The sequence below is a fragment of the Saccharothrix longispora genome (assembly GCF_030852425.1).
In the GTDB taxonomy this organism is placed as follows: Bacteria; Actinomycetota; Actinomycetes; order Mycobacteriales; family Pseudonocardiaceae; genus Actinosynnema; species Actinosynnema longispora.
The window spans coordinates 76,422-101,524 of sequence record NZ_NSDM01000007.1; the positions used below are offsets into that span (position 1 = coordinate 76,422).

General features: G+C 73.0%; 28 protein-coding genes. 14 read left to right on the forward strand and 14 right to left on the reverse strand.

Translation table 11 applies throughout. The features are described 5' to 3' along the window. Window positions 1-4: 4 nt before the first annotated feature. A complete protein-coding gene (locus CKY47_RS17440) occupies window positions 5-532 on the forward strand; it encodes a CGNR zinc finger domain-containing protein (RefSeq protein ID WP_306746899.1) in 528 nt (175 codons plus the stop codon). A gap of 41 nt (window positions 533-573) precedes the next feature. Here the strand turns inward: CKY47_RS17440 and CKY47_RS17445 are convergent, their stop codons facing one another. From CKY47_RS17445 to CKY47_RS17460, 4 genes are all read right to left on the reverse strand, one after another. Continuing rightward, entirely contained in the window at window positions 574-1,002 is a 429-nt protein-coding gene (locus CKY47_RS17445) for a CBS domain-containing protein (protein ID WP_306746900.1), read from the reverse strand. A 204-nt stretch (window positions 1,003-1,206) separates the two neighbouring features. Then, window positions 1,207-1,386, reverse strand: coding sequence for a hypothetical protein (locus CKY47_RS17450; RefSeq protein WP_306746901.1), 180 nt, complete (start codon window positions 1,384-1,386; stop codon window positions 1,207-1,209). Between the two features lie 34 nt (window positions 1,387-1,420). Next, a complete protein-coding gene (locus tag CKY47_RS17455) occupies window positions 1,421-1,573 on the reverse strand; it encodes a hypothetical protein (protein WP_306746902.1) in 153 nt (50 codons plus the stop codon). 307 nt (window positions 1,574-1,880) lie between these two features. Continuing rightward, complete coding sequence (locus tag CKY47_RS17460) at window positions 1,881-2,585, reverse strand: EcsC family protein (RefSeq protein WP_306746903.1); 705 nt, start codon at window positions 2,583-2,585, stop codon at window positions 1,881-1,883. Between the two features lie 48 nt (window positions 2,586-2,633). Here CKY47_RS17460 and CKY47_RS17465 point away from each other — a divergent pair, with 48 nt between their 5' ends. Then, window positions 2,634-3,731 (forward strand): Rv2629 family ribosome hibernation factor, encoded by a 1,098-nt coding sequence (locus tag CKY47_RS17465; protein WP_306746904.1) that lies wholly within the window; start codon window positions 2,634-2,636, stop codon window positions 3,729-3,731. 62 nt (window positions 3,732-3,793) lie between these two features. On the opposite strand, the gene CKY47_RS17470 is transcribed toward CKY47_RS17465, so the two are convergent. From CKY47_RS17470 to CKY47_RS17485, 4 genes are all read right to left on the reverse strand, one after another. Next, the gene (locus CKY47_RS17470; protein WP_306746905.1) at window positions 3,794-4,645 is read right to left on the reverse strand and encodes an amino acid ABC transporter permease; all 852 of its coding nucleotides are present in this window, start codon (window positions 4,643-4,645) and stop codon (window positions 3,794-3,796) included. Continuing rightward, on the reverse strand, window positions 4,642-5,316 hold the full coding sequence (locus CKY47_RS17475; protein ID WP_306746906.1) for an amino acid ABC transporter permease: 675 nt from the start codon (window positions 5,314-5,316) through the stop codon (window positions 4,642-4,644). The genes CKY47_RS17470 and CKY47_RS17475 overlap by 4 nt, the downstream gene beginning before the upstream one ends. A gap of 75 nt (window positions 5,317-5,391) precedes the next feature. Continuing rightward, window positions 5,392-6,273: a glutamate ABC transporter substrate-binding protein gene (locus CKY47_RS17480; RefSeq protein WP_306746907.1), complete on the reverse strand. Its 882-nt coding sequence runs from the start codon at window positions 6,271-6,273 to the stop codon at window positions 5,392-5,394. Window positions 6,274-6,335: 62 nt separating this feature from the next. Further along, window positions 6,336-7,064 carry an amino acid ABC transporter ATP-binding protein gene (locus CKY47_RS17485; protein WP_306747216.1) on the reverse strand — a complete coding sequence of 243 codons (729 nt, stop codon included), beginning with the start codon at window positions 7,062-7,064 and terminating at the stop codon, window positions 6,336-6,338. Between the two features lie 161 nt (window positions 7,065-7,225). On the opposite strand from CKY47_RS17485, the gene CKY47_RS17490 reads away from it, so the two are divergent. Beyond that, complete coding sequence (locus CKY47_RS17490) at window positions 7,226-7,897, forward strand: response regulator transcription factor (protein WP_306746908.1); 672 nt, start codon at window positions 7,226-7,228, stop codon at window positions 7,895-7,897. Then, window positions 7,898-9,274 carry a sensor histidine kinase gene (locus CKY47_RS17495; protein WP_306746909.1) on the forward strand — a complete coding sequence of 459 codons (1,377 nt, stop codon included), beginning with the start codon at window positions 7,898-7,900 and terminating at the stop codon, window positions 9,272-9,274. It abuts the gene before it with no gap. An 11-nt stretch (window positions 9,275-9,285) separates the two neighbouring features. On the opposite strand, the gene CKY47_RS17500 is transcribed toward CKY47_RS17495, so the two are convergent. After that, window positions 9,286-10,278: a TAXI family TRAP transporter solute-binding subunit gene (locus tag CKY47_RS17500; RefSeq protein WP_306746910.1), complete on the reverse strand. Its 993-nt coding sequence runs from the start codon at window positions 10,276-10,278 to the stop codon at window positions 9,286-9,288. A 57-nt stretch (window positions 10,279-10,335) separates the two neighbouring features. Here CKY47_RS17500 and miaB point away from each other — a divergent pair, with 57 nt between their 5' ends. Next, entirely contained in the window at window positions 10,336-11,805 is a 1,470-nt protein-coding gene (miaB, locus tag CKY47_RS17505) for a tRNA (N6-isopentenyl adenosine(37)-C2)-methylthiotransferase MiaB (RefSeq protein WP_306746911.1), read from the forward strand. Next, the gene (locus CKY47_RS17510; RefSeq protein WP_306746912.1) at window positions 11,802-12,275 is read left to right on the forward strand and encodes an Rv2732c family membrane protein; all 474 of its coding nucleotides are present in this window, start codon (window positions 11,802-11,804) and stop codon (window positions 12,273-12,275) included. The genes miaB and CKY47_RS17510 overlap by 4 nt, the downstream gene beginning before the upstream one ends. 205 nt (window positions 12,276-12,480) lie before the next feature. Here the strand turns inward: CKY47_RS17510 and CKY47_RS17515 are convergent, their stop codons facing one another. Then, the gene (locus CKY47_RS17515; protein ID WP_306746913.1) at window positions 12,481-13,818 is read right to left on the reverse strand and encodes a DUF349 domain-containing protein; all 1,338 of its coding nucleotides are present in this window, start codon (window positions 13,816-13,818) and stop codon (window positions 12,481-12,483) included. A gap of 187 nt (window positions 13,819-14,005) precedes the next feature. On the opposite strand from CKY47_RS17515, the gene CKY47_RS17520 reads away from it, so the two are divergent. From CKY47_RS17520 to dapF, 3 genes are read left to right on the forward strand one after another with little or no spacing between them, the layout of a single operon-like run. Next, window positions 14,006-14,710, forward strand: a complete 705-nt coding sequence (locus CKY47_RS17520; protein ID WP_306746914.1) for a class III extradiol ring-cleavage dioxygenase family protein — start codon at window positions 14,006-14,008, stop codon at window positions 14,708-14,710. Then, window positions 14,707-15,624 (forward strand): tRNA (adenosine(37)-N6)-dimethylallyltransferase MiaA, encoded by a 918-nt coding sequence (gene miaA, locus CKY47_RS17525; RefSeq protein WP_371320688.1) that lies wholly within the window; start codon window positions 14,707-14,709, stop codon window positions 15,622-15,624. Before CKY47_RS17520 ends, miaA begins: the two co-directional genes overlap by 4 nt. 10 nt (window positions 15,625-15,634) lie before the next feature. Further along, window positions 15,635-16,435: a diaminopimelate epimerase gene (gene dapF, locus CKY47_RS17530; RefSeq protein WP_306746915.1), complete on the forward strand. Its 801-nt coding sequence runs from the start codon at window positions 15,635-15,637 to the stop codon at window positions 16,433-16,435. A 16-nt stretch (window positions 16,436-16,451) separates the two neighbouring features. On the opposite strand, the gene CKY47_RS17535 is transcribed toward dapF, so the two are convergent. From CKY47_RS17535 to CKY47_RS17545, 3 genes are read right to left on the reverse strand one after another with little or no spacing between them, the layout of a single operon-like run. Next, window positions 16,452-17,312, reverse strand: coding sequence for an SMP-30/gluconolactonase/LRE family protein (locus CKY47_RS17535; protein WP_306746916.1), 861 nt, complete (start codon window positions 17,310-17,312; stop codon window positions 16,452-16,454). Continuing rightward, window positions 17,305-18,534: an MFS transporter gene (locus tag CKY47_RS17540; RefSeq protein ID WP_306746917.1), complete on the reverse strand. Its 1,230-nt coding sequence runs from the start codon at window positions 18,532-18,534 to the stop codon at window positions 17,305-17,307. The genes CKY47_RS17535 and CKY47_RS17540 overlap by 8 nt, the downstream gene beginning before the upstream one ends. Beyond that, window positions 18,518-19,762 (reverse strand): MFS transporter, encoded by a 1,245-nt coding sequence (locus CKY47_RS17545; protein ID WP_306746918.1) that lies wholly within the window; start codon window positions 19,760-19,762, stop codon window positions 18,518-18,520. The genes CKY47_RS17540 and CKY47_RS17545 overlap by 17 nt, the downstream gene beginning before the upstream one ends. Before the next feature lie 68 nt (window positions 19,763-19,830). Here CKY47_RS17545 and CKY47_RS17550 point away from each other — a divergent pair, with 68 nt between their 5' ends. From CKY47_RS17550 to CKY47_RS17560, 3 genes are read left to right on the forward strand one after another with little or no spacing between them, the layout of a single operon-like run. Further along, a complete protein-coding gene (locus tag CKY47_RS17550; RefSeq protein WP_306746919.1) occupies window positions 19,831-20,319 on the forward strand; it encodes an ArsR/SmtB family transcription factor in 489 nt (162 codons plus the stop codon). A 43-nt stretch (window positions 20,320-20,362) separates the two neighbouring features. Beyond that, a complete protein-coding gene (gene hflX, locus CKY47_RS17555) occupies window positions 20,363-21,808 on the forward strand; it encodes a GTPase HflX (protein ID WP_306746920.1) in 1,446 nt (481 codons plus the stop codon). Window positions 21,809-21,845: 37 nt separating this feature from the next. Beyond that, window positions 21,846-22,832, forward strand: a complete 987-nt coding sequence (locus CKY47_RS17560) for an LPXTG cell wall anchor domain-containing protein (protein WP_306746921.1) — start codon at window positions 21,846-21,848, stop codon at window positions 22,830-22,832. 100 nt (window positions 22,833-22,932) lie between these two features. On the opposite strand, the gene lexA is transcribed toward CKY47_RS17560, so the two are convergent. Next, window positions 22,933-23,634 carry a transcriptional repressor LexA gene (gene lexA, locus CKY47_RS17565; RefSeq protein WP_306746922.1) on the reverse strand — a complete coding sequence of 234 codons (702 nt, stop codon included), beginning with the start codon at window positions 23,632-23,634 and terminating at the stop codon, window positions 22,933-22,935. Between the two features lie 217 nt (window positions 23,635-23,851). On the opposite strand from lexA, the gene CKY47_RS17570 reads away from it, so the two are divergent. Beyond that, a complete protein-coding gene (locus CKY47_RS17570) occupies window positions 23,852-24,343 on the forward strand; it encodes a hypothetical protein (RefSeq protein WP_306746923.1) in 492 nt (163 codons plus the stop codon). 256 nt (window positions 24,344-24,599) lie between these two features. Beyond that, window positions 24,600-25,052 (forward strand): transcriptional regulator NrdR, encoded by a 453-nt coding sequence (nrdR, locus tag CKY47_RS17575; protein WP_306746924.1) that lies wholly within the window; start codon window positions 24,600-24,602, stop codon window positions 25,050-25,052. The last annotated feature ends 51 nt before the right edge of the window (window positions 25,053-25,103 follow it).

The following is a 25,103-nucleotide window of genomic DNA, read 5'->3' on the forward strand; positions in this document are numbered from 1 at the left end:
CCTCGTGGCACTGGCCCTGGAGTTCGCGAGCACGGTCAGGCACGACGGGCACGGCGGGCTCGTCGACGACCTGGCCACGCCCGCGGGCTTCGCCGCGTGGGCCGGGGTCGAGCCGGACGAGGCGCTGCGGCTGCGGGTGGTGGAGCTGCGCTGGGCCGCGCGGTCGCTGTACGCGCGTGCCGTGGACGCGCCCGAACGCCTGGACGCGCCGCACCTGATGCCCTTCGAGCAGGCGTTGGCGCTGGTGAACGAGTGCGCGGGGCGCGTGCCGCGGACCGTGCGGCTGGAGTGGGCCGAGCGGCCGGTGCTGCGCCGCGCGGACGACGCCGAGCCGGGCGACCGGCTGCTGGCCGACCTCGCCACGGCCGTCGTCGAGTTCCTGGCGGGCGACGAGGCCCGCGCCCTGCGCGCCTGCCCGGCGCCCCGCTGCGTCCGCTACTTCGTCAAGGCGCACCCCCGCCAGGAGTGGTGCAGGCCGTCGTGCGGGAACCGGGCCAGGGTCAGCCGGCACTACCACCGGACGCAGGGCTGACCGCGACCGGCCGCGCGGGTGCTCCCCGCGCGGCCGGCCGCTCAGCCCTGCGCGATGTACGCCGCCAACTGGTCGTGGTCGTTCTGCAACTGGTCGATGCGGCTCTTCACCACGTCGCCGATGCTCACGATGCCGACCAGTCGGCCGTCGTCGAGCACCGGCACGTGCCGGATGCGCCGCTCGGTCATCAGCACCGTGAGGCTGTCGACCGAATCCCGCGGGGTGCAGGTCAGCACCTCGCTCGTCATGATCTCCGCCACCGGGGCGCCCAGCAGCGCGCCGCCCCGGTCGTGCAACCCGCGCACGACGTCCCGTTCCGACACGATCCCGGTGATGCCACCGGGCCCGGTCACGACCATCGCGCCCACGTTGCGCCCGGCGAGCGCGGCGAGGAGTTCCGCCACCGACGCCCCCGCCTCGACCGTGGCCACGTCCGAACCCTTGTTCCGCAACACGTCAGCGATCCTCATGGGCGTCTCCCGATCAACGTCAGACCCGGTCGCTACCCGGCTCAGGCTAGTTGTCGGAACCGGTGCAGGTCACGCGGCCGAAGGTGCGCCACCGTTCGGGCAGTCGGGCGACGGCGACCGGCACGCCGCGTGCGCGCCGAACCCGCCGGGCGCGGTGCGCGCCCGGCGGGTTCGGCGGAGGTGCTCCGGTCGGCCGGTTCCCGGTCAGCCCGCCTTGCGGCGGAAGACCCGCCGACCGGCGAAGCCGTTCTGCAACGGCCGGCCCTGGGTGGCGTTCACGCCGCTGTTCTTCTGGGCGTGACCGCGGCGCTCGCGCCGGTTGGGGACGACGGCCGGCTCCTGCTCCTGCTCGTCCGCACCGTCGACGTGCTCGTGGTTCTCCATCGGACTACCTCCTGAAGTGTGGCGACGTCGCTGGTCAGCGACGTCGCATCGCGTACTGGCGCGGGGCGGCGACGAGTCGGCCGCCGCCGAAGCGCGGCGGGACCGCGCCGGACGAGTGGGCGCCGCGCCGGGCGGCGCGGTTCATCGGCTGACCGTCGTGCTGTGGTTCGTTGCGCATGGTGGGCATGCGTCGCCTCCTCGAAGTGTCGAGGCGTGCAAGGAGCGCGACCCGGTTCGGACGGGTCGGCGAAGAGAGCCGCTGGGGCCACCAGGAGAGGGCGCGGCACGGCCCGAAGCCGGTGCGGCGCTGGAGGAAGAGTCCTCAGAGGTAGATCTGGAAGAACATGCGCATGACGTTAGCGTGGATCGCACGCCGTGCCAAGTCGTTTACCCGCCGGGGAGGTCGTGCGTCCACTTCGGACCGACCGGCGGGCGGGCGGCGCCACCCCCGGCGCCCCCGCCGGGAACACCGTTCGGGTGGCGCCGGCAGCCGATCAGTCCGTCGTGACGTCCACGACCTCGCCGTCGATGAACGTCCCCTCCACGACGTTCGGCGGCTGGTCGTCGTCCGCGGTGAAGAAGCGGGCGGCGAAGGCGCCGACCGCCCTGGTGGTCACGGCGTCGAAGGTGCCGCCGATGACGCCACCCACCAGGGGGACGCCCTTGGCCAGGGTCACGGTCGCCCGGGAGGTGCCGTACTTCGCCAGCAGGGTGAAGCCGATCCGCTTGTTGATCTCCTTGATCAGCTGCTCGGGGATCTTCTTGATCAACGCCATGGTGAGGTTCGAGCCCGCGCGGATGCCGGCCTTCTTGAGCACGTCCGTGCCCGCGTTGCCGAGCATGCACACCATGATCGCGGTCTGCACCTCGTCGCTCTCCAGGTCGTGCCCGTGGACGGCGGCGATCGAGGCGATGAGGTGCGCCTGCACGAGCGTCGCCGCCGCCACGTTCGCGGGCAGCGAGACGGGCAGCGTGATGAGCCCGCCGACGTTGGTGGCGAACCCCTGCACGCCCGCCGCCGTCACGTGGGTCCTGATCAGGTGCTTCACCGCTTCGGCCGGGGTCGCGGCCTTCTCCAGCGCGTCCTGGGCCATCTCCGTGGCGCTCTTGAACGGCCCGAACCCGTTGATGCCGACCCGGAGGAGGTTGCCGATGACGTTCTGCTGCACCTTCGTGAGGGCACCCGGTTCGTCCGCCATGCCCTCGAGGTTACGCGGCGCGGCAGCGGGTAAACCCGGCCAATGGACATGTCTTCGTTGGGAGAGCTGATCAGGGAACGCGGTCCCTTCGCGTCGGTCTACCTGGACGCCTCGCACGACACCGAGGACGCGGCCAAGGCCGTGGAGCTGCGCTGGCGCGGGGTGCGTGACGATCTGGCCCGGCAGGGCGCGGACGAGGCGACGTTGGACGCCCTGGAGGCCGTCGCGCTCGCGCCGGTCGTGGGCAAGGGCGGCCGGGCGCTGATCGCCGCGCACGGCGCCGTGCTCCTCGACCGGGTGATGCCCCGACCACCGGCCGCGACCACCGCCCGCTGGTCCGACCTGCCGCACATGCTGCCGCTGGTCGGGTCGCTCGGCCCGACCGTGCCGCACGTCGTCGTGCTCGCCGACCGGAAGGGCGCCGACGTGCACGGCTACGACGGGCAGGTCGGCCGCCGGGGCGAGGTGGCGGCCGAGGAGGTGCGCGGCGAGGAGCACCCCGTGCACAAGGTGCGCGGCGGCGGCTGGTCGCACCTGCGGATGCAGCACTCGGTCGAGGAGACCGCCAAGCGCAACGCCGCCCTGGTCGCCGAGGCCGTGGACAAGCTGGTCGCGGAGCTGAACGCCGAGCTGCTCGTGCTGGGCGGCGAGCTCCAGGCGCGGACGGCGGTGCGCGACGAGCTGGGCGCGCGGTCCCGCGAGCTGCTGGTGGAGGTGGAGGGCGCGAGCCTGGCCGACGGCGCGGACGACGACGCGTTCGACAGCGCCGTGCAGGCCCTCGTCGCCGAGCACCAGTTCAACCAGGAGAACGATCTGGTCGAGCGGTTCGCCACCGAGTCGGGCCGGGACGGCGGGCTCGCCGTGCAGGGGTTGGAGCCGGTGGTCGAGGCGCTGCGCGAGGCGAAAGTGGCCGCGCTGCTCGTCGCCGACCCCGCGCTGGGGGACCGCACCGTGTGGGCGGGTGACGACCCGGCGCTGCTCGCCGTGCGCAGGTCCGAGCTGAGCGGCCTGGGCGTCGAGCGCGTCGAGGAGCACCGCGCGGACGAGGTGCTGCCCAGCGCCGCCGTCGCGACCGGCGCGCAGGTGCTGGTCACCGACCGGGCGTCGCTGTTCGAGGGCGTGGGTGCGATCCTGCGGCACCGCTGACCGGACGCCGGAGGGGCGTGGCACCGTGCGGCGCCACGCCCCTCCGAAAGCGTCGGGGCAGGTCAGACGGACGCGGCCACCGCGTCCTCGGCCGCCTGCGGCGTCTTGGCCTCGATGACCTTCTTGCTGCGCCGGTTCCGCTTCTCCAGCGTCTTCGCCAGCCAGGTCAGCAACAGGCACATCACGATGTAGACGGCCGCCACCACGATCGTGACCGGCACCAGCGGACGACCGAACTCGAAGATCGAGCCCAGGTAGCGGGCGTAGTACAGCAGCTCCTCGTAGGTGATGAGGAAGCCCAGCGCCGTGTCCTTGAGCAGCACGACGAGCTGGCTGATGATCGCGGGCAGCATGGCCCGGACCGCCTGCGGCAGCAGCACCAGGTTCATCACCTGGGTCTTGCGCATGCCCAGGGCGTAGGCGGCTTCGCTCTGGCCGCGCGGCAGCGACAGCACGCCGGCGCGGAACACCTCGGCGAGCACCGACCCGTTGTAGAGGGTCAGGCCCAGGACCACCGAGTAGAACGGCGCGCCCAGCGACACGCCGTAGTGGAACACGAAGATCAGCACGACGAGCGGGACCGCGCGGAAGAACTCGACCACCGCCATGGACGGCACGCGGAAGACGGCGTGGTCCGACAGCTGCCCGGCGGCGAAGACCGCGCCGAAGAGCAGGGCGAGCACCGCGCCCGCCGCGAACGCCTTGAGCGTGTTGCCCAGGGCGCTGAGCAGGTCGAGCTGGACCTTCTCGTACTGCAGCCAGTCCCACTTCGAGCCTTCGAACTGGCCGCTCTGGGCGAACCGGAGGACCACGAAGCCGACGGCCGCGACCAGGGCGGCGATGCCGACGACCGCGTACACGCGGTGGCGCATCCGGGCGCGCGGACCCGGGACGTCGAACAGGACCGAGCTCATCGGGCGACGCTCCACCGCTTCTCGAGGCTGCGCTGCAGCAGGGTCATGGGGATGACGAGCACCACGAAGAACAGCGCGACCCACAGCAGGCCGATCAGCTGGTTCTCACCGCGCTCGGACAGGTTCAGGCTGATCGAGCCGGCCTGGAACACGGAGAAGCCCGCCGCGATGGTCGTGTTCTTGAGCAGCGCGATCAGCGTGCTCATCATCGGCGGCACGACCGCCCGGGTCGCCTGCGGGAGCACGACGGAGCCGAGCATCTGGCCGAACGTCAGGCCCAGTGCCCGCGACGCCTCGGCCTGGCCGACCGGGACGGTGTTGATGCCCGAGCGGATGACCTCGCACACGAACGCGGCCGTGTAGAGGATCAGCGCGGCCAGCGCCGCAGCCCAGTAGTAGCTGGCGGCAGAGCCGCCGAACGTCCCCGCGTCGACGATCCCCAGGAGGGGGAACGCGAACGCGAAGAAGAAGAACACCAGCGTGAGCGGGGTGTTGCGCACGATCGTGACGTACGCGGCGCCGGCGAACCTGAAGACCGGCACGGGGGCGACGCGCAGCATCGCCAGGATCGTTCCCAACACCAGCGACCCGACCGCGGAGATCAGGAACAGCTCAACGGTGTTGAGGAACCCGGGCCCGTACAGGTCGAGGTTGTCGAGCAGGACGTCCATGGGCTTCCTCTGGGCAGGCTTCCTCGGGAGGGTGGTGGCGGGGCGGCCGGCCGGACGACCGGCCGCCCCGGGGGATCAGTAGCGGTCCAGCACCGGCTTCTCGGCCTTGGAGCCCGACTTGCCCAGGGTCGCGTCGTAGACCTTGTCCCAGTCGCCGCCCTTGATGGCCTCGTCCAGGATGTCGTTGATCTTGTCGCGCAGCGGCTTGTCGTCCTTCGTCAGGCCGATGCCGTACGGCTCGTTCGAGAACGGCTTGCCGACGACCTTCATCTTGTCGGGCTCCTGGGCCGCGTAGCCCTTGAGGATCGCGTCGTCGGTGGTGACGGCGTCGACCGCGCCCTGCTGGAGCTGCGTCACGCACTGCGAGTAGTTCTGCAGCTCGACGATGTTCTCCGGCTCGGTCAGGCCCTCGTTCTTGACCTTCTGGATCGGCGTGGAGCCGGTCACCGAGCAGACCTTCTTGCCCTTGAGCGTCTCCGGGCCGGTGATCGAGTTGTCGTCCTTCGCGACCAGGAGGTCCTGGCCGGCGGTGAAGTACGGGCCGGCGAAGCCGACCTGCTCCTTGCGCTTGGCGTTGATCGTGTAGGTGCCGACGTAGTAGTCCACGTCACCGTTGATCAGCGCCTGCTCGCGCCCGGCGGAGGCGATGGCCTTGTACTCGATCTTGTCGTCCGAGAAGCCCAGCTTGGCGGCGACCAGCTTCGCGATCTCGACGTCGAAGCCGGTGTACTTGCCGCTGGTCGGGTCCTTGTAGCCCAGACCCGGCTGGTCCTCCTTGACGCCGATGACGACCTTGCCGCGGTTCTTCATCTTCTCGAACGTCGCGGAACCGTCGACCTTCACGTCCGCGGCGGCCTGCTGGGTGGTGCCGCTGTCACCGGGGCCACCCTCCTTGCCGCACGCGGTCAGGGCGAGGCCGCCGGCCAGCAGCACCACCGCAAGGGTGCGAACCCTCATCGTCTGTCTCCTGCTCTTTCGGGATAGAGCGGCGCCAGGCTCAGCGCCGCGGTCGTGGGACTTCAGTGGGTCAGGATCTTGCCAAGGAAGTCCTTCGCGCGGTTGGACTTCGGCGCGGAGAAGAACGCCTCCGGCGTCGAGTCCTCGACGACCTCGCCGTCGGCCATGAAGATCACGCGGTCCGCGGCCTTGCGGGCGAAGCCCATCTCGTGGGTGACCACGAGCATGGTCATGCCCTCCTTGGCCAGCGTGGTCATCACGTCCAGCACCTCCTGCACCATCTCGGGGTCGAGTGCGGAGGTCGGCTCGTCGAACAGCATCACCTTCGGGCGCATCGCCAGGGCGCGCGCGATCGCCACGCGCTGCTGCTGCCCACCGGACAACTGGGCCGGGTACTTCTCGGCCTGGTTCGCGATGCCCACCCGCTCCAGCAGCTCCATGGCCGTCTTGCGGGCCTGGGCGGCCGGGGTCCTGCGGACCTTCACGGGCGCGAGCATCACGTTGTCGACGATGCTCTTGTGGGCGAACAGGTTAAAAGACTGGAACACCATTCCCACATCGGCGCGCAGCCGGGCGAGTTCCTTGCCCTCCGCGGGCAGCGGCTGGCCGTCCAACTCGATGACGCCCGAGTTGATCGGCTCCAGGCGGTTGATCGTCCGGCACAGCGTGGACTTGCCCGAGCCCGAGGGGCCCAGCACGACGACTACCTGGCCCTTCGGCACCTCCAGCGTCACGTCCTTGAGGACGTGCAAGGGGCCGAAGAACTTGTCCACGCCCGCCATCCGGATCATGGGCGGAGCAGGAGTGGCGGCGGTCATCAGTCCTCCAGTAGGGGGTTCCTGAGCGATGGCGGAAACCTAGGTGTGAATCACCACACCAGTCCAGGCGATTGAGCAAGACTTAGGGTCTCAACTCTGTCACAGGGTGGCGACACTTATCAGGAGGCCCCACGGTGCGCGTGCTGCTGGTCGAGGACGACGACCGCGTGGCGGAAGCGCTGGTGCCCGCGCTGACCCGGCGCGGCTTCAGCGTCGATCGACAGGCGACCGGTCGGGGGACACTCGATCGACTGGCCGGGGTCGACGTCGTGCTGCTGGACCTGGGCCTGCCCGATGTGGACGGTGTCACGCTGTGCCGGCACATCCGGGCGGCCAGCGACGTGGCGATCATCGTGGTGTCGGCCCGGGGCGAGATCGACGACCGCATCCTCGGCCTGCACGCCGGCGCGGACGACTACCTGGTCAAGCCGTACGACGTGGGCGAGCTGGTGGCCCGCGTGCACGCCGTGAGGCGGCGGCGCGGCGACCCGGTCGGCGCGGGCGGGACGGGCACCGAGGTGTTCGAGGCGGCCGACGTGCGGGTCGACCTGGCCCGGCACGAGGTCACCGTGGCGGGTGAACCCGTGGCGTTGTCGCGCAAGGAGTTCCAGGTGCTGGCCCTGGTGGTCGCGGCCGGCGGCGCGGTGTGCACCCGCGAGCGCATCCTGGCGGAGGTGTGGGGGCGCACGTGGGCCGGCGCCAACCGGACGCTCGACGTGCACGTGGCGACGCTGCGCACGAAGCTCGGGCGCCCGTCGCTGCTGGAGACGGTGCGCGGGGTCGGGTACCGGTTGGGCGGGGGCTGAGTGCGGTCGCGACTGCTGGGGATCGTGCTGACGCTGGTCGTCATCGTGCTGGTCGGGATGGGCGTGCCGCTCGGGCGCGGGGTGGCGCAGACGGAGCAGCAGGAGATGTTCCTGGACCGGCTCACCGACACCACCCGGTTCGCGTCCGTGGCGCAGCGGCCGTTCATCGACGACCAGCCGTGGGTGCTGGAGAGCGAGCTGCGCCGCTACCACGAGCTGTACGGCATCCGGGTCGCGCTGCTCGGCCGGGACGGGCAGGTGGTGGCCTCGGCGGGGGTCGTCGACGTCACCTCGGAGGAGGTGTCCGACCTGGTCAGGAGCGCCCTGGCGGGTCGGCAGCCGGCTGCGCCGGACCTGATCGTGCCGTGGGACTCCTCGGAGCTGGTGCTGGCCGAGCCGGTGCTGGAGGCGGGTGAGGTCCAGGGCGCGGTGGTGACGTTCTCGCCGACCTCGAAGACCCGCACCGAGGTGCTGGTGTGGTGGACGGTGATCCTGGTCGCGAGCATGTTGGTGCTGGTCGCGGCGGTGTTCGCGGCACTGCCGCTGGTGCGCTGGACGCTGCGGCCGGTGAAGCGGCTCGACGACGCGACGGGCGCGCTGCTCGCGGCGGTGGTGTCGGGGCAGCCGGCGGCGCCGGTGGGCGCGTCGGACGGCCCGCCGGAGCTGCGCCAGCTGTCGCGCTCGTTCGACCAGATGGCCGCCAACGTGGGCGACGTGCTGGCCGCGCAGCGGGCGTTCGTGGCGGACGCCTCGCACCAGCTGCGCAACCCGTTGACCGCCCTGAAGCTGCGTCTGTCCAACCTGGAAGGGCACGTGGTGGGCGAGGGGGTCCAGCACCAGGCGGCGGCGCTGGACGAGACCAACCGGCTCAACCGCATCCTCGACGAGCTGCTGTCGATGGCCCGCGCGGGCGCGCCGTCGGTGGACCCGGTGCCGGTGGACGTGGACCGGGCCGTGGCGGGGCGGCTGACCGCGTGGCAGCCCGCCGCGGCGGCCCGCGAGGTGCACCTGGTGCTCGACGGGGAGCCCGGCGGCACCGCCCTGGTCCCGCCGCGCGGTGTGGAGACGGTGCTCGACGCGCTGCTGGACAACGCGCTGAAGTTCACCTCCGACGGCACCCTCGTCCACGTCGACGTGCGCCGGCGGGACGGGGTGGTGCGCATCGCCGTGCGGGACGAGGGACCCGGCCTGGCCCCCGAGGAGCTGGAACGGGCCACGGACCGGTTCTGGCGCAGCCCCGCGCACCAGAACGTGCAGGGCTCGGGCCTGGGGCTCGCGCTGGTGCGGCAGATCGTGGAACGCGTCGGCGGCACGGTCCGGTTGACGTCCCCGCCCGGCGGCGGGCTGCGGGTGGAGGTGGGGTTCCCCGCCGTGTGACGCGCCCGCGGTCAGACCTTCACGTCGCGGTAGTAGCGCATCGCGCCGGGGTGCAGCTCGACCGGCGTGGTCTCGATCGCCGAGCGGACCTCTATCGACCTGGCCACCGGGCTGGCCGCGACCAGCGCCGGCTGGGCCGCGAACAGACCCCTGACCAGGGCTTCCGCCACGTCGTCCGACATCGTGTCGTTGACCAGCAGGAAGTTGCGCACGACGAGCGTGACGACCGGGCCGCCGCCGAGCTGGTAGGCCGACGCGGGCAGCGTCGCCGAGCCGTAGACCGGGTAGGCGCGGCGCAGGTCGGGCAGCACGTCGCCGAGGTCGAGCATGCGCAGCTTCACCGTGGCGGCGAGGGTGGTGACCGCGTCGGTGGGCACGCCGCCGGACCAGAAGAACGCGTCGAGCGCCCCGTCGCGCATCCGGTCGGCGCTGGCCTGGAGGTCGTGGTAGCTGGGCTGGAGGTCGTCGATCGACATGCCGGCCGAGGCCAGCAGTCGCTGCGCGATGAGCCGCACGCCCGAGTCCTGCGCGCCGAGGCTCACCCGCATGCCCTTGAGCTCCGACAGCTTCGTGGCCGGGATGTCGTCGCGCACGACCAGTTGGAGGTAGTCGTCGTGCATCCGGGCCAGCGCGTACAGCTCGTGGTCGGCACCGCCCGTGCCCGGGACCACCGTCCCGGCCCCCGCCCTGCCCGCCACCGCGGCGGCCACCGCGTCCGCCGCCGCGTCCGCCGCCGAGAAGCCGACCTGCGCCTGGCCGCCCCGCAGCCGCTGGAGGTTGTCGACCGATCCGGACGTCTCGGCCACCCGGGGACGCGGGATGCCCGGGTCCCGGGTCCACGCGTCGGCCAGGGCCGTGCTCAACTTGGCGTAGACCCCGACCGGGCTCCCCGCCGCGACGGTGAGCTCGACCTGGTCGAAGTCGTCACCGCACGCGGTCGACGACAGGGCGGCGAGGACCAAGGCGGCCCCCACCGCGTGCAAGCGCAGCAGCGTTCCCGACACCCGCGCATCGTCGCACGACCGGCCTCTACCCTGGACCCGACGGAAGGACTAGGTGCAGTGACCCGCAGTTACCAGATCCGCACGTTCGGTTGCCAGATGAACGTGCACGACTCCGAACGCCTCGCCGGCATGCTGGAGGACGCGGGCTACGCGCCTGCCGAGGGCGACACCGCCCCCGACGTGGTCGTGTTCAACACCTGCGCCGTCCGCGAGAACGCCGACAACAAGCTGTACGGCACCCTGGGGCACCTCGCGCCCGCCAAGACCGCGAACCCCGACATGCAGATCGCCGTCGGCGGGTGCCTCGCCCAGAAGGACCAGCACGAGATCGTCAGGCGCGCCCCGTGGGTGGACGTGGTCTTCGGCACGCACAACATCGGCTCGCTGCCGGTGCTGCTGGAGCGCGCCCGGCACAACCGGGAGGCCCAGGTCGAGATCCTCGACTCCCTGGAGACGTTCCCCTCGACGCTGCCCGCCCGACGCGACTCGGCCTACTCGGGCTGGGTGTCGGTGTCGGTCGGGTGCAACAACACGTGCACGTTCTGCATCGTCCCGTCGCTGCGCGGCAAGGAGAAGGACCGCAGGCCCGGCGAGGTGCTGGCCGAGGTGCGGGCCCTGGTCGACGAGGGCGTGCTGGAGGTCACCCTGCTCGGGCAGAACGTGAACTCCTACGGCGTCGAGTTCGGCGACCGGTTCGCGTTCGGCAAGCTGCTGCGCGCCACCGGCGGCATCGACGGGCTGGAGCGGGTCCGGTTCACCTCGCCGCACCCCAAGGACTTCACCTCCGACGTGATCGCGGCGATGGCCGAGACGCCCGCCGTGTGCCACCAGCTGCACATGCCGCTCCAGTCGGGCTCGGACCGGCTGCTCAAGGAGATGCGCCGCTCCTACCGGACCGCGAAGTACCTGTCCATCCTGGACGAGGTGCGCTCGGCCATGCCGGACGCGGCCATCACCACCGACATCATCGTCGGCTTCCCCGGTGAGACCGAGGAGGACTTCCAGGCCACCCTGGACGTGGTGCGCGAGTCCCGGTTCTCCTCCGCGTTCACCTTCCAGTACTCCAAGCGCCCCGGCACGCCCGCCGCCGAGCTGCCCGACCAGCTGCCCAAGCAGGTCGTGCAGGAGCGCTACGACCGGCTGGTGACCCTGGTCAACGAGATCGCGCACGAGGAGAACCGCGCGCAGGTCGGCCGGCGGGTCGAGCTGCTGGTCGCCTCGGGCGAGGGCCGCAAGGACACCGAGACCAACCGGATGACCGGGCGCGCCCGCGACGGCCGCCTGGTGCACTTCACGCCCGGTGACGCGCGCGTGCGCCCCGGCGACGTGGTCGAGACCGTGGTCACCTACGGCGCGCCGCACAACCTGATCGCGGACGGCCCGCTGCTGTCGCACCGCCGCACGAGGGCGGGCGACCGGTCCGAGGCGGGCCTGAAGCCGAAGACGCCGGGCGTGACGCTGGGCCTGCCGTCGTTCGGCACGCCCGCCCCGCTGCCCGCGGCCGTGGGCGGGTGCTCGGTCGGGTGAACGGCGAACCGGAGGACCTGTCGCGGCTGCGCGAGGAGATCAACGGCGTGGGCCGCTCGGCGGCCAGGCGCGTCGACCCCGGCCGGGGTGCCCTGACGATCGCCGCGGCGGTGCTGGCGGTCCTGGTGTCCCTGGTGCTGCCCTGGGTGGACGGGGAGCAGGGGCTGGGCGTGCTGTTCGGCGACGCGCCCGCGCTGCCGAAGGTGTTCGGCTACGCGGCGCTCGTGGCGGGCGTGCTGCTGCCCGCGCTGACCCTGGCCCTGCGGCGGTGGGTGCTGGCGTGGACGTCCGCGCTGGCGGGGTTCGCCGCGTCCGTGGCGGGCGTGCTGTCGATCTGGACGACGCAGACCACGACCGGCCACGCGCCGGGACCGGGTCCGGGCATCGGGCTGGTCATCGCCGTGGTGGCGGTCGTCGTGCTGCTGGTGAAGTGGCTGGCGCTGGCGGCGTCGCGGCCCGAGATGCGGTGATGCCGGCGCCGGCCGGTGCCCTGCGCGATTCCGGTGAGGCCGTGGACCCGCTGGAGCGGTGGCCCGCGCACTGACCGGCGCGTTCGGCTTCGGCTACCGGGTGGTCCGCCTGCGCGGCGGGGCTTCGCGACCGCGGCGGCGGGCGCGGTGGCGTGGGCGCCGGTCCCCGCACGAGCGGTGCGGGGACCGGCGCGCCGACCTCCGGCTAGCGGGAGGCGACCGCCTGCTCGGCGGCGGCCAGCCACTCGCGCCACTGCTTGGCCTGGGCCTCGGCCTGCTCGGCCCGGCGCTTGTCGCCCGCCGAACGGGCCTTCTCGGCCTGGGCCTCGAACTGCTCGACGCGCTCGCGGAACTGCGCGACGCGGGCCTCGGCCTCCGGGTCGGACCGGCGCCACTGGGCGTCGACCGCGCCGCGGACCCGCTCCTCGATCGCGCGGAGCTTGCCCTCCAGGTCGCGGATGCGCTCGCGCGGGACCTTGCCGATCGCGTCCCACCGCTCCTGGATCTTGTAGAGCTGCTGGCGGGCGGTCTCCAGGTCGCCGGACGGGTCGATGCGCTCCGCCTCGGCGAGCAGCTCCTCCTTCAGCTTCGCGTTGGTCGCGAACTCGGCGTCACGCTCGCTGAACGCCTCGGAGCGCCGGGCGAAGAACGCGTCCTGGGCGGCGCGGAACCGCTGCCACAACGCGTCGTCGGCCTCCTTGGGGGCGCGCCCGGCGGCCTTCCACTCGACCATCAGGTCCTTGTACCGGCCGGCCGTGGGGCCCCAGTCGTCGGACTCGACGAGCTTCTCGGCCTCCTCGACCAGCTCCTGCTTGCGGTTCTTGGCGACGCCCCGCTGCCGGTCGAGGTCGGCGAAGTGCGAGCCCCGCCGGCGGTTGAACGCGTCCCGCGCCTTGGAGAACCGACGCCACAGCTGCTCGTCGGTCTTGCGGTCCACCCCCCGGATGGTCTTCCACTCCTCCAGGATCTGCCGCAACCGGTCGCCGGAGGCCTTCCACTGCGTCGACTCCTCGGCCAGCGCCTCGGCTTCCTCGACCAGCTCCAGCTTGCGGGCCCCGGCCGCGGCGCGCGCCTCGTCCTTGGCGGCCTTGGCGGCCTCCATGCCCTGCTCGGCCAGCGCGAGCACGTGCTCGACACGGGCCGCCAGCGCCGCGAGGTCGCCGACCACCGCCGCCTCGGCCAGGCTCTCCTGGACGTGCTTGGCGCTGGTCATCGCGTGCTTGGGGTCGCCCGCGCCGGAGGTCAGCCGCGTCACCAGCAACTCGACCTCGGTGCGGATGTCGTCGAACCGGCGGGCGAAGTGCGCGAGGCCCTCCGCGGGCTCGCCCGCCTGCCACGAGCCGACGACGCGCTCGCCGTCGGCCGTCTTCACGTAGACGGTGCCGTCCTCGTCCACGCGCCCCCAGCGGTCAGGGTGGTCCGACGCCACGGGGACCTGCGGCGGCGTCGTCACCGGCACAGCCGCCGCCCTGGTCTCCTCGACCACCACCGCCCCCGCACCACTGTCACCAGTGGCTTCCGGTGTCGTCTCGTGCTCCGTCATCGCCGGCTTCCTCCTCGCCTGCCCACTTCGTGGTGCCCGTGCCGACCACGGGCGCCCCGCCAGCGGCGGGGCCCAGCACCCGGGTACCGCGCGACCCACCCGAAGGGTCGCCAGTACCTCGCGCGCATTCAAACAGGTCAGGGCTCGCATCGGTACCTGTGGTGGCCGATCGGTAGCGTGGGCCGCCATGATCTCGCGACTCGCGGTCGTGCCGCACCCCCCGCTGCTGGTGCCCGAACTGGTCGCCGGCGCGGCGGTGGAGACCGAGCCGGTGCGGGCGGCGACCCTGGCCGCGGCACGGGACCTCGCGGCTTGCTCGGACGAGTGGCTGGCCGTCGCCGCGGACCCCTCCGGGCCGCGGGTGGTGGAGGACGTGACCGGCAGCTTCCACGCGTTCGGGGTGGACGTGCCGGTGTCGCTCACCGAGGGCGCGTCCCGGGCGGAGGACGACCTCCCGCTGCCCGCCCTGATCGCCGGCTGGTTGCGGGAACGTGCCGGAGCGCGCCGGGTGAGCGTCCACCTGGTGCCCCCCGACCTGCCCGAGAGCGACTGCGCGGCGCTCGGGGCGCGGCTCGCGGGCGCCTCCGCCCTGCTCGTCCTCGGCGACGGGTCGCACCGGCACGGCGAGCACGCCGTGGGGCGGGCCGACGACCGGGCGGGCGCGTTCGACGAGGGGGTGGGCCGCGCGCTGGCCTCGGCGGACCGGGGCGCGCTGCGGGCGCTGGACCCGGTGCTGGCGGCCGACCTGGGTGCGGGCGGGCGGGCCGCGTGGCAGGTCGCGGCGGCCGTGCCGGGCGCGTGGCGGTGCACCCGCTCGGCGTTCCTGGCCCCCTACGGCGTGGGGTACCACTGGGCCGTCTGGGAGGCGCGGTCTGGGAGGCTGGAGCCGTGAGCACCTCCCCACGGATCGTCCCGGTCGCGGTCGTCGGCCCCACCGCGACCGGCAAGTCCGACCTGGCCGTGCGGCTGGCCGTCGCACTGGGCGGCGAGGTGGTCAACGCCGACGCGATGCAGCTCTACCGGGGCATGGACATCGGCACGGCGAAGGTGACCGAGGAGGAGCGGCGGGGCGTGCCCCACCACCTGCTCGACGTGCTGGACGTGACCGACACCGCCTCGGTGGCCGCCTACCAGCGGGACGCGCGCGCCGTCGTGGAGCGGCTGCTCGCCGAGGGGCGCACGCCGGTGCTGGTCGGCGGCTCGGGCCTGTACGTGCAGGCCGTGCTGGACGACCTGGAGTTCCCGGGCACCGACGAGGGGGTCCGCGGCCGGCTGGAGCGGGAGCTCGCGGTGTCCGGCGCGGAGGCCCTGCACGGCCGGTTGGCGCGGCTCGACCCGGCCGCGGCCCTGGCGATCCTGCCGTCCAACGCCCGGCGCGTGGTGCGCGCGCTGGAGGTGATCGAGCTGACCGGCAGGCCGTTCTCGGCGACCCTGCCCACACCCGGCCCGGCGCGCTGGGGCACCGTGCTGGTCGGCCTGGACCGGGAGGTGGCCGAACTCGACGAGCGGGTCGACGGGCGGGTCGGCCGGATGTTCGAGGCGGGCCTGGTCGAGGAGGTGCGGGCGCTGGAGGCGAGGGGCCTGCGCGAGGGCCGCACGGCGTCGCGCGCGCTCGGCTACCAGCAGGTGCTGGCCGCGTTCGACGGCGAGTACTCGATCGAGGAGGCGTTCGGGGCGACCGCGCTGGGCACCCGGCGCTTCGTGCGCAGGCAGCGGTCGTGGTTCCGCCGCGACCGGCGGGTCACCTGGTTCGACGCGTCCTCGCCCGACCTGGCCGACGAGGTGCTGCGGCACGTCACGTCGTAAGGTGGCGGGCGTGGGCGTCGAATTCCTGAAGGGCCACGGCACCGAGAACGACTTCGTGGTGCTGCCCGATCCCGAGGGCCTGCTGGACCTCACCGAGGAGCGGGTCCGGGTGCTGTGCGACCGGCGGCGCGGCCTGGGCGCGGACGGCGTGCTGCGGGTGGTGCGCCCCGACTTCGGCCCCTGGTTCATGGACTACCGCAACGCCGACGGCTCGATCGCCGAGATGTGCGGCAACGGCGTGCGGGTGTTCGTCCGCTACCTGGTCGACGAGGGCCTGGTGCCCGCGGGCGAGTTCACCATCGGCACCCGGTCGGGTGAACGACGGGTCGTCGCGCACGCGGACGGCACGGTGACCGTCGACCTGGGCCGCGCCCTGGTCACCGGCACCGGCACGGCCACGGTCGGCGGCAGCGCGTTCGGCGGGGTCGCGGTGGACGTCGGCAACCCGCACCTGGCGTGCGTGACCGAGGTGCCGGTGGGCGAACTGGACCTGGAGGTCCCGCCCGGCCACGACCCGGTGCTGTTCCCGCACGGCGTGAACGTGGAGTTCGTCAACGTGCTGGCCGACGGCGCGCTGCGGATGCGCGTGCACGAGCGCGGCGTCGGCGAGACCCGGTCGTGCGGCACGGGCACCGTCGCCGCGGTGGCGTCGTGGCTGCACGGGTCCGGTCGGCGCACCGGCAAGGCCACTGTGGACGTCCTCGGCGGACAGGTGTCGGTGGTGGTCGAGGAGGAGGGCGCGACGATCACCGGCCCGGCCGTCCTGCTCGCCCGCGGCGAACTCGACCAGGCCTGGTGGGACGCCCTCTAGGCGTTCCCGGGCACCCCTAGAGGCCGAACACCTCCAGCTTGCCCAGGTGCGCGCCGGCCACCACCTCCGGCTGCGACGTGGGCGCGGTGCAGCAGACGAGCCGGTCGCCGACGACCGCCACCGCGAAGCACGGCTGCGACGTCGCGACCCGGCGGGTGACGGCGCCGCCCTCCTCGACCCGGAACGCGCACGCCTGGAGCGCGGGCGCGACCCACGCGCCGCCGTCGGCGTCCACCGCGATGCCGTCGGGCGCGATGCCGTGCTCGCGCAGCGCCGCCCACGGGGTGCGGCCGGACAGGGTGCCGTCGTCGGCCACGTCGAACGCGGTCAGGCCGAACGCCAGGGTCTCGGCGACGAGGAGCCTGCCGTCCGGCAGCAGGCCCATGCCGTTGGGGAACTTGAGGTCCTCGGCGGCCCGCGACACCGTCCCGTCCGGCCGGACCAGCGCCAGGGCCGCGCCGGGCGGTTCCCAACCGGGTTCGAGCAGGGGCGCCTCGCCGCCCGCCTCGGCGATGAGGCCGTGCAGGTCGAAGCCGAAGTTGCCCACGTACGCGCGGCCGTGCGCGTCGACCAGCATGTCGTTGGCGTGGAAGGTGGCGAGGTCGCCCAGGTCGGCGTGCTCGACGAGGTCGCCGTCCTCCAGGCGCAGCACGCGGCGGTCGCGCATCGACACCACGAGCAGCCGCCCGTCGGGCAGCCAGCCCAGGCCGGAGGGCTGTCCGGGCACCTCGCAGACGACCTCCTCGGCACCGGTGTCGAGGTCGAGGGCGCGCACCTCGTGCGCGTAGAAGTCCGAGTAGAACAGCCTGCCGTCGGGCCCGCGCCGCGGACCTTCGCCGAACCGGAGACCCTCGCGCAGCACGGTGGTGTCAGCCATGGCGCTCGACGGTAGTGATCACCGGGGCGTCCCGCATCGCCCGCAGCGGTGACAGCAGGACCCACAGGACGGACAGGGCCATGCCCGCCGAGGCGACCCACAGCGTGTCGCGCACCCCGATCCACCCGGCGAGCGCGCCGCCGGCCAGCGCGCCCAGCGGCGACGCGCCCCAGGCGAGGAAGCGGACGGTCGCGTTCATCCGGCCCTGGAGGCCGGGCGGGCACAGCGACTGGCGCAGGCTCACCTGGGTCACGTCGTAGACGACGACGCCCACCGAGGTGACCGCCGTGCCGACGACGAACAACGCGATCCGCCAGTCCGGCGCGGTCAGCGGCACGAGCAGCCAGAACGGCTGGGTGACCAGCAGCGACAGCCACACCAGCCGGGCCGTGCCGAGCCGCCTCAACCGGCTCGCGGCCAGGCCGACCAGCGCGCCGCCCGCGCTGCCGGCGCCCAGCAGCGCGGAGGCGGCCGTCGGCGACAGGGCCAGGTCGCGCAGCAGGAACAGCACGTTCACCGCGCCCCACACGGAGTGGGTCAGGTTGTACGACGTCGTGCACAGCGCGATGGGCCGCAGGAGCGGGTGCCCGAGCACGAACCGCAGCCCCTCCCCCATCTCGGTCCACAGGGCCCGGTCGCGTCGGGGGGCGGGCTCCTCGACCGCCCGCACGCCGCGCAGCAGCAGGGCGGCGGCCAGGTAGGACGCGCTGATCGCCGGCACGGCGTTCGCACCGCCCAGGAGCTGTACCAGCGGTCCGCCGAGCGGTCGCCCGACCAGCCGGGCCACCTGCTGCGACGACACCAGCCGGGCGTTGCCCGCCGTCAGCCCGTCGCGGTCGACCAGCACCGGCAGGTACGCCTGGCCGGCGACGTCCACGAGCACCGTCAGCACGCCCGCCAGCAGCGCCGCCAGCACCAGGTGGGCGAACGTCAGCCCGCCGAACCACCCGGCGAGCGGCACCGTGGCCAGCAGCAGCGCCCGGCCGGTGGTGCCCCAGACCAGCAGCGGGCGCTTGCGGACCCGGTCGACCAGCACCCCCGCCGGCAGGCCGACGACCAGGAACGCAGCCATCCCGGCCGCGGTCAGCAGCCCCACCTGGAACTCCGAGGCGTCCAGCGCCTCGATCGCCACCGCCGGCAGCACGAACGACGAGACCGCCGTGCCGAACTGGTTGGCCGCGTCGCTGCCCCAGAACCGCCGGAAGTCACCCCGTGACGACATCCTCCTCGTCCTCCTCGTGGTGGACCGGGCCGCGGCGCAGCGGTGACAGCACCACCCACAGCGCCGAGAGCGCCTGCCCCGCCATGGCCACCCACAGCGTCGGCGTGATCCCGATGCCCTCCCCCAGGGCGCCGCCGGCCAGCCCGCCCAGTGGCAGCGCGCCCCACACCACGAACCGGATGCTCGCGTTCATCCGGCCGAGCAGGTGGTCGGGGCAGATCGACTGCCGGTAGCTGAGCTGGGCGACGTTGTAGACGATCACGCCGTAGCCGATGCCGACCTCGCCGAGGACGACGAGCGCGAGCCGCCAGTCCGGCGCGCCGAGCGGCACGAGCAGCCCCAGCGGGAACGTGACCAGGGCCGACAGCCAGATCGGCGTGATCGGGCCGAACCGGGCGTGCCACCGGCCCATCGTCACCGCGCCGAGCACGGCGCCCGCGCCGGCGGCGCTGAGCAGCAGGCCCACCGCGCCCTCGGACAGGCCCAGCTCGCGGACCAGGAACAGCACGGTGACCGCCGCGCCGATGCCGCCGAAGAAGTTCGACGTGCCCGTGCAGGCGACGATCGCGCGCAGCGACGGGTGCCCGAACACGAACCGCAGGCCCTCGGCGACCTCGTGCCGCAGCCCGGTGCGACCGGTGCGCTCCGGCACCGGCTCGACGGTGCGGATGCGCAGCAGGAACAGCGCCGACACGAGGTGGCCGACGCCGGTGGCGAGCACGCCGACGGCCGCGCCGAGCGCCTGGGCCAGCCCACCCGCCAGGGCCGGGCCGGACACCTGGGCCACCGCCCGGCTGGACTCCAGCTTCGAGTTGCCCTCGACGAGCTGCGCCCGGCCCACCAGGGCGGGCAGGTACGACTGGTAGGCGACGTCGAACATGACCGTGGCCGCGCCGGCCAGCAGCGCCACCACGACGAGGTGGGCGAGGGTGAGCGCGCCGAGCCACCAGGCGATCGGGACCGACAGCAGCAGCAGGGCCCGCGCGAGGTCGGCGACGAGCATGACGGGACGGCGGCTCATCCGGTCCACCCACACCCCGGCGGGCAGCCCGATCAGCAGGAACGCGGCCGAGCCCGCGGCGGAGAGCACGCCCATCTCGAACGGCGTGGCGGCCAGCGCGCCCACGGCGAGCAGCGGCAGGACCGTGCGACCGATCGTGGCGCCGAACTGGCTGACGGTGTCGCCCACCCACAGGAGGCGGAAGTCGCGATGGACCCGGAGGGACATGCCCGGAGCATCGCGCAAGTGATTGGAAACTGTCAATCACTCATTCACCGGCCACGTATCCTTGGCCGGTGGAGCGACCGATCGCCACGGCCGAGCAGGCCGCCGCCCTCGCCTCGGACGTGCGGCTGCGCATCATCCGGCTCACGCACGAGACGCCGATGACCAACAAGGAGCTGGCGGAGCGACTGGGCAAGGACCCCGCCACGACCCTGCACCACGTGCGGAAGCTCGTCGCCACCGGCTTCCTGGAGCCCCAGGCCGAGCGCGCCGGCAACCGGGGCGCCCGGGAGGTCCCGTACCTGTCCACCGGCCTGTCCTGGCGACTGCGGTGGGACCCCGAGCCGCTGGCCACCAAGGAGGCCGTGCTCCAGGCGTTCCTCGGCGAGGTCTCGGAGGTCGGGGTGGACGCGGTCAAGCAGATCCGACTGGTCCTCAGGACCGACCCCGAGGAACTAAAACGGCGCATCACGGCGTTGTTCCTGGAGCTGGCAGAGGAGCCGGCGCACCCGGACGGCGAGCGCGTGGCCGTCTACCTGGCCGTGTACCCGGGCGGTTAACCGCTCGGCCGGCCGCGGGGTGACGTGCGACGATGAAGGGCAAATGACGGAAAACACGTACCGAACCACCGACTGGCTCGACCAGGACGAAGAGCTGTCCACCGGCGACTTCGCTCTCGAAGAGCGCGCGGCGCTGCGGCGCGTCGCCGGGCTGTCCACCGAACTCCAGGACGTCACCGAGGTCGAGTACCGGCAGCTCCGCCTGGAGCGCGTCGTGCTGGTCGGCGTGTGGACCGAGGGCACGGCGGCGGACTCCGAGGCATCCCTGGCCGAGCTGGCCCTGCTCGCCGAGACGGCGGGCTCCGAGGTCCTCGAAGGTCTCGTCCAGCGGCGCGACCGACCCGACCCGGCCACCTACATCGGCTCCGGCAAGGTCGCCGAGCTGCGCGACATCGTCATCTCGACGGGCGCGGACACGGTGATCGCCGACGGCGAGCTGTCCCCCGGCCAGCTGCGGCAGCTGGAGGAGAAGCTCAAGGTCAAGGTCATCGACCGCACGGCCCTGATCCTCGACATCTTCGCCCAGCACGCCTCGACCAAGGAGGGCAAGGCCCAGGTCGAGATGGCGCAGCTGCAGTACCTGCTGCCGCGCCTGCGCGGTTGGGGCGAGTCGCTGTCCCGGCAGGCCGGTGGCCGCGCCGGCGGCGGCAACGGCGGTGTGGGTCTGCGCGGTCCCGGTGAGACGAAGCTGGAGACCGACCGCCGGCGCATCCGCGCGCGCATCTCGAAGCTGCGCCGCGAGATCGCCGCCATGGGCGTCATCCGGGAGACCAAGCGGCACCGCCGCGTGGCCAACTCGGTGCCGAACGTCGCCATCGCGGGCTACACGAACGCGGGGAAGTCCAGCCTGCTCAACGCGCTGACCGGCGCGGGGGTGCTGGTGCAGGACGCCCTGTTCGCGACCCTCGACCCGACGACGCGGCGCACCGAGACCCCCGAGGGCCTGCCCTACACGCTGACCGACACCGTCGGCTTCGTGCGGCACCTGCCGCACCAGCTGGTCGAGGCGTTCCGGTCGACGCTGGAGGAGGTCGCCGACGCGGACCTGCTGGTCCACGTGGTCGACGGGTCCGACGCGATGCCGGAGAAGCAGGTCACGGCGGTGCGCGAGGTGATCGGCGAGATCTCGTCGCGGCGCGACGACCCGATGCCGCACGAGCTGCTCGTGGTCAACAAGGTCGACGCGGTGGGCGAGCTGGGCATGGCCCGGTTGCGGCACCTGTTCCCTACCGCGGTGTTCGTCTCCGCGCACACCGGCGAGGGCATCGCCGAGCTGCGCGAGCGCATCGCGGTGGAGACGCCGCGGCCCGAGGTGGTCGTGGAGGCGCTCGTGCCGTACGCGCGGGGCGAGGTCGTCGCGCGCGTGCACCGCGAGGGCGAGGTGCTCAAGGAGCGGCACACCGAGGAGGGCACCGAGCTGTCCGCCCGGGTCCGGCCCGACCTGGCCGGCGTGCTGGAGCAGTTCGCCGTGGACGGAAGCCGCGCCTGAGCCCTTGCGCGCGCTCCTGGTAGCACTCGGTCTGCTGATGACGGCCGGGTCCGCCGAGGCGGACCCGGCCGTCGTCGACCTGTGCGAGGTGACCGACGAGCGGCTGGCGGAGCTGTCCGGGCTCGCCGCGCGCGGGGACGAGCTGTTCGCGGTGAACGACAGCGACAACGGCCGACTCGCGATCCAGGTGATGGACCGGGAATGCGCGATCACCCGGACGATCACCACGTCGATCAACCCGTTCGACGTCGAAGATCTCGCTTTGGCGCCTGACGGAACCCTGTGGGCGGCGGACACCGGCGACAACGGCAAGACGCGGGAGACGGTGGCATTGCACGCCGTTTCCCCGAACGGCTCGGCACGTTTGTACCGCCTTACGTATCCTGACGGAAAGCACGACGCCGAGGCGTTGTTGCTCGACGGCGCGGGAATTCCGCACATCGTCACGAAGGAAACGATCGGCTCGGCGCTGGTGTACCGGCCCGCGTCCGCGTTGACCGAGGACGCGCCCACCCCGCTGGAGCAGGTGGCGCGGGTGTCGATCTCCGGCACGGACACGCCGGGCGGCCCGCTGGCCAACCGGGTGGTGTCGCGCCTGGTCACGGGTGGTGCGATGAGCGCCGACGGCCGGGTGGCGGCGTTGCGCACCTACACCGACGCCTACCTGTTCCCGGTGCCCGACGGCGACCTGGCGAAGGCCCTGGAGGGCGATCCGGTGCGGGTGGCGCTGCCGGACGAGCCACAGGGCGAGGCCCTCGCGTTCGACGGGGACGGGGAGCTGCTGTCGGCGTCGGAGTTCGGGGACGCGGGGGCGTCCTCCACCGTGCGCGCGGTGGCCGGCACGACGGCCCTCGCCGTGCCGCCGGCCCCGACCACCGCGGAGGCCCCCGCACAGGTCGACACCTCGGCCGCTCCCCCGCCAGCGGCGGGCGACGACGAGCCCCCGTGGCTGGTCATCGGGGGTGGCGTGGTCGTGCTGGCGCTGATCGGGGCGGTCGTGCGGCGGTCGCGCAGGAGGGCCTGACGCCCTCGCGGGAAGGTCCTGGGGACACCGGGAACGCGGAACGGGCCTGGACGGGTGTGCCGTCCAGGCCCGTTCGCGTCGCTGCGTTCGCGTCGGTCCGTCAGAGGCGGCGCAGCACCGCGACGACCTTGCCCAGGATCGACGCCTCGTCGCCCAGGATCGGCTGGTAGGCCTGGTTGTGCGGCATCAGCCACACGTGGTCGTCCTTGCGCTTGAACGTCTTGACCGTGGCCTCGCCGTCGATCATGGCGGCCACCACGTCGCCGTTGTCGGCGGTCGGCTGCTGGCGCACGACGACCCAGTCACCGTCGGTGATGGCGGCGTCCACCATGGAATCACCCACGACCTTGAGCAGGAACACCTCGCCCTCGCCGACGATCTCGCGCGGCAGGGGGAACACGTCCTCGATGGCCTCTTCGGCCAGGATCGGCCCACCTGCGGCGATGCGGCCCAGCATGGGCACGTACGCGGGCGTCGGCTTGGACGACGGGTCGAGCCCGGTCACGATCTCCGGCGGCAGCACGCCCACCGCGCGCGGCCGGTTCGGGTCGCGCCTCAGGAACCCCTTCTTCTCCAGCGCCCGCAACTGGTGGGCGACCGAGGACGTGCTGGTCAGCCCCACCGCCTCGCCGATCTCGCGCACGCTGGGCGGGTAGCCGAACCGGTCCAGCCAGTCGCGGATCACGTCGAGCACCTTGCGCTGACGCAGGGTGAGCCCCGCGTTGCCCGCGATGTCCGCCGGTTGCGGGACGGAGGGCACATCGGCGGCGGTGCTCGGTTCGTCGTTGGTCTTGCGTGCCACGGTGCTTCCTCCTCACCGGCTCAGATTGCCCAGGCCGGCTCTCCGTCGATCTTCGGTTGTGGACGGTAGTCGTGTTCCACGTCCAGATCAAACACCTGTTCGAAGTAAGTCCCGGCGTGTCCTTCCAATTATGCGGCACTTAGTGGTAGACATTCGCACGGACGTTCGATCGAACACAGGTTCGATCATGATCGGATGACCTGCGTTGGAGGGCAGCATGGCGGTGGTCATTGGCACTCGGGGCGGCTTCGAACTCGTCGACGACGCCGGTGTCGAGGATGTCGCCCTCGGCGAGGGACTGCGACCCGGACCACGGGTGCTCCGCCGGTTCGAGGTACCCGACGAGGCCGACCGCCGACCCCCCGCCCCCGCGGTGCGCGAGGCGCCACCCGCCCCGACCGCCGGCGTGACCCGCCCCCCGCGCCACCCGGCGCTCCAGTTCGCCGCCTACGCCGTCGCCGCCGCCGTCGTGGCCGCCGCGCTGAGCGTGTTCCACCTGTACGCCACCGGTGCCACGAGCGTCCCCGAGCGGACCGCCGTCGTGCACGTCCAGGTGGGCGAGTCCCTGCTCGACGTCGCCGAGCGCAGCGCGCCGGACAGCGACCCCGAGGCCGTCGCGGACCGCATCCGGGAGCTCAACGCCCTGCCCGACGCCGAGGTGAAGCCCGGCCAGGCCCTCCTCGTGCCGGACGGCGCCGCCACTCCCTGACACCCCTCGCACCCCGTCCCGGACCGCGCCCGCCACCCCCGGCGGGCGCGGTCCGCGCGTTTCAGGAGGTCGTGCCCGATTCCGCCGTCCGAGTGACGGGACACGCCGCCCCCCGACTTGCAGGGCCGTAGGCGTTGGGCATAGGTTGACCCCTACATCTAGTGGTCACACCGTTGTAGTTAGTCCACAGGTTGGGGTTTTCCCCACGAGCGGGGCTAACGCGATGGGTGCTGCCCAGGGGAGGGGGAGACCAGCCGTGCGATGCCCGTTCTGCCGCAACTCGGACTCGCGTGTCGTCGATTCCCGCGAGGTCGACGAGGGTCAGGTCATCCGCCGCCGCCGGTCGTGCACCGCCTGCGGGCGCCGCTTCACCACGGTCGAGGAGGCCGTGCTGGCGGTGGTCAAGCGCTCCGGCGTGACCGAGCCGTTCAGCCGCGACAAGGTCGTCGTCGGCGTGCGGCGCGCGTGCCAGGGCCGCCCCGTCGACGAGGACGCCCTCCAGCAGCTGGCCCAGCGCGTGGAGGAGTCGATCCGCTCCGGTGGCGTCGCCGAGATCCCCAGCCACGAGGTGGGCCTGGCCATCCTCGGCCCCCTCCGCGAGCTGGACGAGGTCGCCTACCTCCGCTTCGCCAGCGTCTACCGCTCCTTCTCGTCCGTCGAGGACTTCGAGAAGGAGATCGCCGATCTTCGCGACGCCCAGCGCGACTAGTCCCCGACCGGTCGGCGCAGCCCGCCGCGACTGAGCACCACCACCGCCGGC

Excerpts from the sequence above, each read along its gene's own strand:
- CKY47_RS17560 (WP_306746921.1), top strand. The coding sequence starts at position 21,846 with ATGACGGCCGGGTCCGCCGAGGCGGACCCGGCCGTCGTCGACCTGTGC.
- CKY47_RS17520 (WP_306746914.1), top strand. The coding sequence starts at position 14,006 with ATGATCTCGCGACTCGCGGTCGTGCCGCACCCCCCGCTGCTGGTGCCC.
- CKY47_RS17455 (WP_306746902.1), bottom strand. The coding sequence starts at position 1,573 with ATGCCCACCATGCGCAACGAACCACAGCACGACGGTCAGCCGATGAAC.
- CKY47_RS17545 (WP_306746918.1), bottom strand. The coding sequence starts at position 19,762 with ATGTCCCTCCGGGTCCATCGCGACTTCCGCCTCCTGTGGGTGGGCGAC.
- CKY47_RS17445 (WP_306746900.1), bottom strand. The coding sequence starts at position 1,002 with ATGAGGATCGCTGACGTGTTGCGGAACAAGGGTTCGGACGTGGCCACG.
- hflX (WP_306746920.1), top strand. The coding sequence starts at position 20,363 with ATGACGGAAAACACGTACCGAACCACCGACTGGCTCGACCAGGACGAA.
- CKY47_RS17450 (WP_306746901.1), bottom strand. The coding sequence starts at position 1,386 with ATGGAGAACCACGAGCACGTCGACGGTGCGGACGAGCAGGAGCAGGAG.
- CKY47_RS17540 (WP_306746917.1), bottom strand. The coding sequence starts at position 18,534 with ATGTCGTCACGGGGTGACTTCCGGCGGTTCTGGGGCAGCGACGCGGCC.
- CKY47_RS17475 (WP_306746906.1), bottom strand. The coding sequence starts at position 5,316 with ATGGACGTCCTGCTCGACAACCTCGACCTGTACGGGCCCGGGTTCCTC.
- CKY47_RS17485 (WP_306747216.1), bottom strand. The coding sequence starts at position 7,064 with ATGATCCGGATGGCGGGCGTGGACAAGTTCTTCGGCCCCTTGCACGTC.
- CKY47_RS17465 (WP_306746904.1), top strand. The coding sequence starts at position 2,634 with ATGTCTTCGTTGGGAGAGCTGATCAGGGAACGCGGTCCCTTCGCGTCG.
- CKY47_RS17570 (WP_306746923.1), top strand. The coding sequence starts at position 23,852 with ATGGCGGTGGTCATTGGCACTCGGGGCGGCTTCGAACTCGTCGACGAC.
- CKY47_RS17535 (WP_306746916.1), bottom strand. The coding sequence starts at position 17,312 with ATGGCTGACACCACCGTGCTGCGCGAGGGTCTCCGGTTCGGCGAAGGT.
- CKY47_RS17480 (WP_306746907.1), bottom strand. The coding sequence starts at position 6,273 with ATGAGGGTTCGCACCCTTGCGGTGGTGCTGCTGGCCGGCGGCCTCGCC.
- CKY47_RS17470 (WP_306746905.1), bottom strand. The coding sequence starts at position 4,645 with ATGAGCTCGGTCCTGTTCGACGTCCCGGGTCCGCGCGCCCGGATGCGC.
- CKY47_RS17460 (WP_306746903.1), bottom strand. The coding sequence starts at position 2,585 with ATGGCGGACGAACCGGGTGCCCTCACGAAGGTGCAGCAGAACGTCATC.
- CKY47_RS17515 (WP_306746913.1), bottom strand. The coding sequence starts at position 13,818 with ATGACGGAGCACGAGACGACACCGGAAGCCACTGGTGACAGTGGTGCG.